Annotated in this window: 2 protein-coding genes; both read right to left on the reverse strand. The window is 49.9% G+C overall.

The window, feature by feature from the left end; all coding sequences use genetic code 11:
* Nucleotides 1-4: 4 nt before the first annotated feature.
* Nucleotides 5-658: an acetyltransferase gene (locus IBX50_RS20440; protein WP_292258253.1), complete on the reverse strand. Its 654-nt coding sequence runs from the start codon at nt 656-658 to the stop codon at nt 5-7.
* A partial coding sequence (neuB, locus tag IBX50_RS20445; protein ID WP_366930758.1) for an N-acetylneuraminate synthase occupies nt 655-1,706 on the reverse strand: 1,052 nt, incomplete at its 5' end. The genes neuB and IBX50_RS20440, both read right to left, overlap by 4 nt.

The following is a 1,706-nucleotide window of genomic DNA, read 5'->3' on the forward strand; positions in this document are numbered from 1 at the left end:
GGTTTCACAGTGAAGAGCGGGTTACGGGTGATTGAGGTTTGGCTGCGAGGAGTTTTCCTCCTGCCGGCAGATTTTTAAGCAGGGTGGAACCAGCACCCAGAATGGATCCTTGCCCAAGATGACAGCCTTGGGTAACACAGCTTGCGGGCCCTAGATGACAGGTATCTTCCATCGTTACATTGCCACACAAAATTACACCTGGCGCAAGATGGCAGTGTTTGCCAATGCTGCAGTCATGGTCAAGTTGTGCACCCGTGTTGATCAGCGTGTTTTCACCAATATAGGTGTCTGGCTGAAGAATGCTGCCGGCCATGATTTGTACACCTTCAGCAAAAGTAACACCTGTACCGATCAGTGCACTCGGGTGTACCAAGGTAATGAATGAATAACCAAGGTTTTTGAACTGTTTGTAGATTGTCTGACGCAGGGTTTGTCCCGGAAGACTGCCAAGACCGTTGGCGAGAAAAATCTGGTCGGGTTGGTAGCAGGTGACCGCTTGATCATCACCCAATACTGGCAGTCCTCGCCACTCCGCTATGCCCTGTTGGTGGAGTTGTGGGTCGGTGACCCCCACAACAGTCTGATTCAACAGTTGTAATACATCGAGTACAACCTTGGCATGGCCACCCGCGCCTAGCAGAATGACCTGCCGTGTCATAGATTTTCGCCCGACTGATAGTCTCTGGTTGCGCACTGCCCCAGTTGATCCCAGTAGTGGATAGCGCTGATACCCTGACCGGTTCTTGCTGTGGTGAGGTTTGTTTCAGTAAATGCATCACCCTGTCTGATATTGTCAGCTGTTAACAGGTTCTGCCTAGCTGCTTTGCGGGTGTCCCACTCAGCTACTTGAGGTGCCTTGCGTCCAGAGCCAAGCGCCATTTCAATGGCACGAATTTGTTGTGTCAGGGTTTTTAGCTCATCGGGTTCCAATGAGGCTCGGTGATCGGGACCCGGTAGATTACGATCCAGTGTAAAGTGCTTTTCAATGACTTGTGCTCCACGCGCAACAGCAGCAACAGGGATGAGCAGGCCTTCTGTGTGGTCAGAGTAACCCACAGGGAGCTGGAATGTTGCGGCCAGTGTATCCATCGCCTTGAGGTTGACCTGATCCGGCGGTGTCGGGTAACAGGAAGTACAATGCAAGAGTGTTACCTGATTTTTGATTGATTGATAAGCTGCTGCATCACTCCAGTTTTGCCAAACAGCGTCCATGTTTTTTGGTGGTTCTGAAAAAGAATAACCGTGTGCCAGAATAGCCAAAGCCTGTTCAACTTCACTGAGGGTTGCCATGCCTGTTGATAGAATGCAGGGCTTGCCTGTTGCCGCAAAAGCCCAGAGCAATGGTGCATTGGTGATTTCCCCAGAAGGGATTTTGTAAAATGGCAGATTAAGGGTCTGTAAAAATTTCAGACTCTGGCGATCAAAAGCAGTGGAGATAAAGGTGATGCCTTTTTGCTGGGCATGACGCTGTAGATCCTTGTGCCAGCTTTCTGGTAGCTCCAGTTTTTTCAGCATACTTAATTGGGATTCAGCAGCATCCGTGGTTTCTTTTTGATAATTGGCCTTTGGAGCCGAAATTGCAGCCAAGCGTTCTGCGTTAAAGGTCTGAAACTTGACAGCATCAGCACCAGCTTCAGCAGCAGCATCAACTAACTGAAAAGCAAGGTCGCGGTCACCATTATGGTTTACGCCAGCTTCGGCAATGA

Source organism: Marinospirillum sp., assembly GCF_014859565.1.

Bases quoted from the DNA above. Each gene is read 5' to 3' on its own strand.
- IBX50_RS20440 (WP_292258253.1), bottom strand. From the start codon at position 658: ATGACACGGCAGGTCATTCTGCTAGGCGCGGGTGGCCATGCCAAGGTT.